This window comes from Calothrix sp. FACHB-168 (genome assembly GCF_963889195.1).
In the GTDB taxonomy this organism is placed as follows: domain Bacteria; phylum Cyanobacteriota; class Cyanobacteriia; order Cyanobacteriales; family Nostocaceae; genus Aulosira; species Aulosira anomala_A.
The window spans coordinates 19,352-27,026 of the sequence record NZ_CAWPNJ010000079.1 but is presented as its reverse complement, the minus strand read 5'-3'; the positions used below and the strand labels follow the sequence as shown (position 1 = coordinate 27,026).

General features: G+C 36.1%; 8 protein-coding genes. 1 reads left to right on the top strand and 7 read right to left on the bottom strand.

Annotation, left to right across the window (positions count from 1 at the left end):
* Positions 1-181 precede the first annotated feature (181 nt).
* From AACW45_RS34905 to AACW45_RS34875, 7 genes are all read right to left on the bottom strand, one after another.
* Entirely contained in the window at positions 182-3,436 is a 3,255-nt protein-coding gene (locus AACW45_RS34905; RefSeq protein WP_190637683.1) for a type 2 lanthipeptide synthetase LanM family protein, read from the bottom strand.
* An 82-nt stretch (positions 3,437-3,518) separates the two neighbouring features.
* Positions 3,519-3,854, bottom strand: coding sequence for an NHLP leader peptide family RiPP precursor (locus AACW45_RS34900; RefSeq protein ID WP_190637680.1), 336 nt, complete (start codon positions 3,852-3,854; stop codon positions 3,519-3,521).
* A gap of 209 nt (positions 3,855-4,063) precedes the next feature.
* Positions 4,064-4,429 (bottom strand): NHLP leader peptide family RiPP precursor, encoded by a 366-nt coding sequence (locus AACW45_RS34895; protein ID WP_190637678.1) that lies wholly within the window; start codon positions 4,427-4,429, stop codon positions 4,064-4,066.
* 210 nt (positions 4,430-4,639) lie between these two features.
* Positions 4,640-4,993 carry an NHLP leader peptide family RiPP precursor gene (locus tag AACW45_RS34890; RefSeq protein ID WP_190637675.1) on the bottom strand — a complete coding sequence of 118 codons (354 nt, stop codon included), beginning with the start codon at positions 4,991-4,993 and terminating at the stop codon, positions 4,640-4,642.
* Between the two features lie 85 nt (positions 4,994-5,078).
* Complete coding sequence (locus AACW45_RS34885) at positions 5,079-5,450, bottom strand: NHLP leader peptide family RiPP precursor (RefSeq protein ID WP_190637673.1); 372 nt, start codon at positions 5,448-5,450, stop codon at positions 5,079-5,081.
* Between the two features lie 115 nt (positions 5,451-5,565).
* Entirely contained in the window at positions 5,566-5,940 is a 375-nt protein-coding gene (locus AACW45_RS34880; RefSeq protein ID WP_190637671.1) for an NHLP leader peptide family RiPP precursor, read from the bottom strand.
* A gap of 383 nt (positions 5,941-6,323) precedes the next feature.
* Positions 6,324-6,695 carry an NHLP leader peptide family RiPP precursor gene (locus AACW45_RS34875; protein ID WP_190637669.1) on the bottom strand — a complete coding sequence of 124 codons (372 nt, stop codon included), beginning with the start codon at positions 6,693-6,695 and terminating at the stop codon, positions 6,324-6,326.
* A gap of 581 nt (positions 6,696-7,276) precedes the next feature.
* Between AACW45_RS34875 and AACW45_RS34870 the strand changes: the two genes are divergently transcribed.
* Complete coding sequence (locus AACW45_RS34870) at positions 7,277-7,666, top strand: NHLP leader peptide family RiPP precursor (RefSeq protein ID WP_190637667.1); 390 nt, start codon at positions 7,277-7,279, stop codon at positions 7,664-7,666.
* Positions 7,667-7,675 lie beyond the last annotated feature (9 nt).

The following is a 7,675-nucleotide window of genomic DNA, read 5'->3' as shown; positions in this document are numbered from 1 at the left end:
GAGTTGGTATCAGAGTTGAAAAAAAACTTGGTATAATTCTTAACTGTTTCAAAGGGCTTTTGGCAGAACAAAAGTGCGTCCACTACCTATGTCAGGATGAATGCTCTGTGCGCGATCGCAAAACTTTTCGGTCTACTGACATTTGGTGCAAGAAATGAGCCGAAATTTTTCGCTCTCCAATTTAATCAAACAGCAAAATTGCAGGTAATAATTTTGGGTAACTCAGTCTTAATAATTCATAGCCAATTCCAGCCATCCCATTGAAAAAACCAGGATTATAGATATCTTGGTGATGTGGAGAAAACAAATAGAAATGACCAGTTTCGTGAGTTTTATTGACAATAGATGCAGCTAGTTTTTGGGCATCTGCTAATAAATTCGGATGTGAAAGTTTAGTAGCAGCTTCCAAGAAAACATCAATAATGCCAAAGTTACCGCAAGAAAGTCTATCAACTAAATTTAAATTACTGTTTTGGATGGTATTTAAACCACTAATGATTTCTTGACGAATTTCTTCATGATCTAATATCGTCAAACTACCTAAACGAGCTAACACAATACCCGCAGTACCATGACTCCAGCCGAGGGGAAATGAATGATTTTGATTGTTGGTTTCGGCAAGCAAAAGACTACGTTCATAGGCGATCGCCTCTTTTGCACCTAACAAGAAACTACCATCCAAAGTGATATCATATAATCTCAACAAAGCATAGGCGATACCAGCCGCACCATAAGCAAACCCTGGTGACAGTTTCTTCTCTGCGGTATTCCAAGCTGTAATCCCTAAATCACCGGTAATTCCCTGCTGTAATAGATAATTTCCACAGCTAATCGCCTGTTCTAAATACCTTTGTTTCCCTGTAACTTTGTACAAGGCGAGAAGTGCTAACAACGCACCCGCCGAACCTGAACTGATATTTAAATCTTGGTCTTTGCTAATGACTTCTGATGTGATTAAACTAGCAACTATTTGAGCATCATCTAACAAATTTGGTTCATTTAGCAGATTACTAATCTGCACTAATCCATAGATAAGTGAACCTAAGCCTGTACAAATACCAATATCTCCATTTTCGGTTAATTTTGTGGAATTATCTGCGCTATAATCACTTAAATGTTGCCGTAATGGTTGTAATCCCTTGAGTGCAAATTGACGATATTGTTCATCTTTAGTAACTAACCATAATGCGGCTAAGAATAAAGCGATTCCACAACTACCATCATTTAGATGATAGTCTAGAGCTTGTAAGTGAAATCGTTGGAATTTCGGAATGTATTCCAAGCCAATCCAAGCAGCATCATTCTCAGTATGAAATGCCTGTGATTGAATTTTATTAGCAATGGCGATCGCTTGCTGTAAACTTTCTTCCTGAGTCAAATTTGTCAGATTTACAGCAGTTGATTGCGTCTTTTCTACACTGGCAGCCAAAGTATCTGCAAATGGTTTAATAATACTACTATTAAAAGCTCCACGAATTACTTCTATTTGTCTGTTCAAATCAGTTTCATCAAGTGCTTTAATTCTAGCGACCGCCCGTGGAAAAGTAGACATCAAGCAATCTATAACCGACACAGAGGATAATCCAGGAAATACAGCCTCACCATCAGTAAATGCACTAAAATATGGAATATCCATCTGGAGCATTGATTGCAATTCTTGTGTTAATAATGGCCAAAATAAAGGTTTATTTTTTTCATTCACATAAGCTCTACCAAGAAGTTCCAGTTTAATATTGCGGTCAACTCCATCTTTTAAATATTCTGTTCTTTGAGCATTATTTAATATAGAAGCATAAGCCTGAGTTCCCCGAAATAATAACCTAATGCGCTGATGAGAAAAATTTAACAATGGGCTATTATCACTTAATAAAAATTCTCTGTAGTTGAGCAGAAAAATATAGACTTTTTGGAAACCGATGATTAAATCTTCTACATAATTATCTGGAGAAATCTTTGTTTCCCCCAATGCAGGAAGATGATTTCCACCCAAATCTGTAGAAATTGCCTCATACTTAAGGCGCATTTTATCAGTGTTAATGTCCAGAAAGATAGGGGTATCATATTGGCTACTTTCTTGATCATTGGCCACTAATGGACTAAAATCACATACTAATTTTCCGCCCATTGCTACGTGCCATTGTGGTAGTAAATGAGTCTGCAATACAGAATTCTGCACAATAAATCTAAAAGCTAATTCAAGTGCATTAGGAGATTTATGAGAATCTTCTTCCTCTTTTAATGTGGGGTGCATTACTGTTTCTAAATCAATGACAACTGGATGCTCCCCACAAGCAATCAGATTTTCTACATGGCAATCATTACCATGCAAAATATATAATAACCCTAATAAGATTCCAGTCCTTTGGTAAAAACGTTTGACTTCTGTTTCATCTTCACAAGGTGAATATTCGACAAATTCAACCCAACCATGATGGGGGCGATTTAACATTTTTAAACACTTAAATGTTAAGTCAACTTCTTGTTGATTAAACCAAGATAGGAAATTGAAGTAGGCTTCATCTATATGCAAACCCTTGGGTTTATATACTAATTTTAAGCCAGAAGCAAAGGTAAGAATTATAACAGTGTGATGATTGTTATGAGGATCGGAAAGATTAGATTTGACTTCTACGACCTGTCCTAAGTTTGCATCTGGCTGGAATAATTGCTGAATTTCTGCGTAATCTGCGGCTAAGTGTGATAGAAATTCGCCAATAGCATCAACCCAAAAATCAATGGTGATAGCTAACAGCCTAGCTATCACAGGATATTCTAAGAAAAAGGTAATAAGTCCATCCTGATTGAGCATTTGTTGGATGAATTCTGTATAGCGATCGCGCTTCACATTATTATCCGACTGTCTTAATATATAAAAAAGGGCAGATTGTTTAGTTGCACGAAAACTAGAAAATTTTAACTCCACAGCATGAGCAGCTATCTCAGAAAGAGAAATCAGTAATCTCCGTTCTAATAACCCATGAGCCGTATTGGAAAGCTGCTGATAATTATTTCCTATCCGTGTAGCTAATTTTTGTCTAGCTATATAAATAAATGGCAAAAATAGTTCTTCAAAGGGAACTGGTTCTTCAGAATCAATGCAGAGATATTCTACCTCTTGTAAAAAAGCAACATCAGATGCTTTGACACCTTCATTTAAAGTTTTAATCCAAGCAGGTAAATTGACTCTATCAACCAAAGACACAGGTGCAACAGCACGACGCGCATCTTCTAAAGTCAAGCCATCCCAAGCTAGGCGATTTTCAAATTTTTGATTGTCCCCATTAGCAACAGCTTCGCGCCACTTTTCTAGTTTGATATTTACTAAATCATCTAAGTTGTTTAGCTCATTATTAACTATAAACTTAGAGCTAAGACGTTCAGATAAGGTACTAGCCTTTTCTACAATGCTGATTAATTGCTCATGAGTAAATTGCATAAGATATTAAAAAAGTTATAGATAATGAATAGAAAAGCGGTAATTCATGAATTACCGCTACTGTCGTAATGTTTTGCGTAGATTATCTACTTACAATCGCCTTTCCTAGATTAGAAAAGCCTTTTTTCATGGCTCTTGAATAGCCTCCCCCAGCTACAGCCTCTAATTGTTGTTCGCTCAGTTCTTCATCATTCATATTTTCATCAATTTCTGGTGGTAACAACAGATAAAGTTGCTTGGGACTCTGTTGTACAGCCTGAATGCTCAAATCAGAAGGTAAACTTGTACCTAGTTCTTCTTCAACTACTGCTTTAGCATTGGTTAACAGGCGTTGTTTGTACACAGAGTCTTCCATTGCCTTAGCAATTAGTCTATTTTTAAATTCTTCAATGTCAAATTCTTGGTGATTTGTACTCATGATTTACTCTCCAATGGTTATCAAAAGTTGCAATTGAGTGAGTTGCTAAAAATCTAATGATGTGTGAAGCAATTCTCAAACATAGGGAGGAGATAGAGAAAAAGCTACAAACTATTTCCTATCGGATGTACAAGCTCCCCCTGCTCTCTTACTTTTTTACATTCCCCTAAATATTCATCAAAATAGTTGAGGGATATTATCTTGAATGATTACTTAAACCATCCCTTTACTGCTCTTGAGATTTTGGGAGACTGTTTAGCAGCATAAGGAGTAGCAACTCCTACACCAACTGTTATGACCCATCCTCCAGCTACAGACTCTAATTCAGACTCAGAAAGTATCCCATCACGAACTAGTTCATCGATATCGATTGGCAACAACAAATAAAGGTTTTTTGGACTTTGTTGTAGAATCTGAACTGTTAAATCTTCTGGTAGTTTTTCACCCAGTTCTTCTTCTAAAACTGCTTTAGTATCATTTAACAAGCGTTGCTTATAAAGAGAGTCTTCCATTGCTTTAGCAATGACGCGCTCTTGAATTTGTTGGGGATTTAATGCTTCAGAATTTGTAGACATAATTGATTCTCCAATGGTTATCAAAAATTTCAATTGAGTGAGTTGCTAGAAATCTAATGCTGTGTGAAGCAATTCTCAAACAGAGGGAGGAGTATGGAGAAAAAGCTACAAACTATTTCTTCTCGAATATATAAGCTCCCCCTGCTCCCTTACCTTTTCACATTCCCCTAGATATTCATCAAAATATTTGAGGGTAATTATCTGGAATAATTACTTAAACCATTTGCTTACTGCTTTTGAGATTTTGGGAGATTGTTTAACAGCATAGGGAGTAGCAATTGTAATGACAAATCCTCCAGCTACAGCCTCTAATTCAGATTCAGAAAGCATCCCATCACGAACTAGTTCATCGATATCAATTGGCAACAACAAATAGAGGTTTTTTGGACTCTGTTGTAGAACCCGAACTGTTAAATCTGCTGGTAGTTTTTCACCCAGTTCTTCTTCTAAAACTGCTTTAGCATCATTTAACAAGCGTTGCTTATAAATAGAGTCTTCCATTGCTTTAGCAATGACACGCTCTTGAATCTGTTGGGGATTTAATGCTTCAGAATTTGTAGACATGATTGATTCTCCATTGGTAAATGAACTTGAATTTTGATAGTTGCTCTTCCTTGGTCAAAAATTATCAGAGATGATCGCAACTTTTTTACTTTTTCCTATTTTGTTTAATAGAATACTCAAAGGATGCAAAAACAGATACCTGAGCAGCTGTCTTGGCAAATAGCTTTGATATTGCTGATATAGATGCCCCTGCAACAGCCTCTAGTTCTGACTGAGAAATAATACCGTCACGAACTAGTTCATCAATATCAACTGGTAATACTAAATAGAGTTGTTTTGAACTCTGTTGTAAAACCTCAATTGATAAATCTTCTGGTAACTCAGTACCTAATTCTTCTGCTAAAACTGCTCTAGTATCGCTTATTAAGCGTTGTTTGTAAGCAGGATCTTCTATTGCCTTAGCAATGATATGCTCTTGCAAACTCTCAGGAGTTAATGGGTCAGAGTTTATAGCCATAATAGATGATTAATTTGGAGAATATAGCCTTTGCAGGATTAAATGTAAACTTCATCTCCGACTGAAAACAAAGAAAGAAAAAGGTCGAAAAATTGCAGAAATGATTGCAAGAATATTACCTTTTTTTGAATTTTTTAATAGAATACTCAACGGTTGCAAAAATCGCTGCACTAGCAGCTCCATCGCGAATTAACCTTGATACTGCTGACACTATACGTCCTCCTGCAACAGCCTCTAGTTCTGACTGAGAAATAATACCATCACGAACTAGTTCGTCAATATCAATTGGTAATACTAAATAGAGTTGTTTTGAACTCTGTTGTAAAACCTCAATTGATAAACCTTCTGGTAACTCAACACCTAACTCTTCTTCTAAAACTTCTTTGGCATTGCTTAATAAGCGTTGTTTGTAAGCAGGATCTTCCATTGCTTTAGCAATGATATGCTCTTGCAAACTTTCAGGAGTTAATGGTTCAGAATTTGTAGTCATGATTAATTCTCCAGTGGATAATTCTTGTGCTTCAAGTCATATCTTGTAACTTTGTCAACAAGCGAAACCAGGTTAATAAGTAGGTAGACACGAATAAAACTAACTGTATGACAGAATGTAAATTACTCTAAATCCTTGCGATTGCTACTCTTCACTACGGGACGCTCCGCGAACGAGAAGGCTTCGCCAACGTCGTACCTACTCGCAATGACAAAAGTATAGTTATGTTTTTTAACTCCTACCTACCTACTTGATAAGTCAAGATTCGTCATAAATCTGGTTTCTGACACAAATGCAAAATGTTTGTTAATCTGTAGGATATCTAACTTGCCAACTTTATTTATCGGAAAAAGCTAGGTTCTGTTTAAAAGCGAGGTCATCGTTTACTTACGTTTACTTACATATTTATTCCACACTTTTCTAGAAACATAGTCTATAGAAGCAAAAACACTTAAATTAGCAGTAAGCTTCGATACTGCCGATCCTCCTGCAATAGTCTCCAGTTCTTCGTGAGAGAGGATACCATCACGAAGCAATTCATCAATATCAATTGGCAGCACTAAATAGAGTTGTTTTGGAGTTTGCTGCAAAACCTCAACTGATAAATCTTCTGGTAACTCAGCATTTAACTCTTCTTCTAAAACTTCTTTGGCATTGCTTAATAAACGTTGCTTATAAGCAGCATTTTCTATTGCCTTAGCAATCATGCGGTCTTCTAAGGTTTCAGTGTTGAATCCTTCGGAGTTTATAGTCATGATTGATTCTCCTAACTAATTGCCCTGTTTGTAATTACCTTCAAATTTAGATGTATTATCCAAGGTTGTAAATGACGAATATTTATTTGTAATTAATAGCTCTTACACATTGACAATCAATATAGAAAATGCTGAAATCCAAACCTATTTATAAATAAAAAAATGAGAGTTGTGACTATATAATCTGCATAGCCACATCAATTTTTACTTCATATCATTTAAATATTGAACCATGAAAGCATAAAAACACAACGAACTTATGTGAGTTGGGTTTAAAACAATCGTTCCTTCCATTATTCCTAGAATGATATTTAGGATTCCTATTTGATTTTTGAACATATACGTAGGCGAGGTAAATTGCAGTGTGAATTTTCCTCCTGCAATATTGCCTTTGTGTTAGCAACGAGAGTACAGCACCTACTACCTCTTTGATGCTTTACGGCTTACGCCTAACACATCCTACATATACTGAGATTTTTTCTCCAAATCAAATTGGATTCCTATATCTGAGGTAATAAGTCACACTGTAGCCACACTATTTAGATCTAGTTAGCAAATCAATCTCATAGATAAGCAAGAAAATGAGTGAACAAGAACAAACAATAGACAATAGCCAAGAAAATCTAGAAGCAAAAATCATTGCTAGAGCTTGGAAGAGTGACGCTTATAAACAAGAGTTACTCGAAAACACTAAAGCGGTAATTGCACGGGAATTTGATGTAGAATTACCCGCAGAAATGAATGTACAAATTTTAGAAGAAACTCCAACAAATTTGTACTTTGTAATACCCGTATGCCCAAGTATTTCAGCAGCAGATTTAGCAGCTATTTCTGAAGAAGAACTAGCACAAGTGGCTGGAGGGAAGAATGGTACGATAGAGATTAGTAAAGGAATATTTTCGGGTCTCTTTAGTGTTAGTGTTGACCAGTTCAGACGATATAGCCAGCGTAACCAGAAACCGAAGCCATAATCAATCTAA

What these genes read in the sequence shown, in the direction of transcription:
- AACW45_RS34895 (WP_190637678.1), bottom strand. Translation starts at nt 4,429, where the DNA reads ATGTCTACAAATTCTGAAGCATTAAATCCCCAACAAATTCAAGAGCGC.
- AACW45_RS34875 (WP_190637669.1), bottom strand. Translation starts at nt 6,695, where the DNA reads ATGACTATAAACTCCGAAGGATTCAACACTGAAACCTTAGAAGACCGC.
- AACW45_RS34880 (WP_190637671.1), bottom strand. Translation starts at nt 5,940, where the DNA reads ATGACTACAAATTCTGAACCATTAACTCCTGAAAGTTTGCAAGAGCAT.
- AACW45_RS34870 (WP_190637667.1), top strand. Translation starts at nt 7,277, where the DNA reads ATGAGTGAACAAGAACAAACAATAGACAATAGCCAAGAAAATCTAGAA.
- AACW45_RS34905 (WP_190637683.1), bottom strand. Translation starts at nt 3,436, where the DNA reads ATGCAATTTACTCATGAGCAATTAATCAGCATTGTAGAAAAGGCTAGT.
- AACW45_RS34885 (WP_190637673.1), bottom strand. Translation starts at nt 5,450, where the DNA reads ATGGCTATAAACTCTGACCCATTAACTCCTGAGAGTTTGCAAGAGCAT.
- AACW45_RS34900 (WP_190637680.1), bottom strand. Translation starts at nt 3,854, where the DNA reads ATGAGTACAAATCACCAAGAATTTGACATTGAAGAATTTAAAAATAGA.
- AACW45_RS34890 (WP_190637675.1), bottom strand. Translation starts at nt 4,993, where the DNA reads ATGTCTACAAATTCTGAAGCATTAAATCCCCAACAGATTCAAGAGCGT.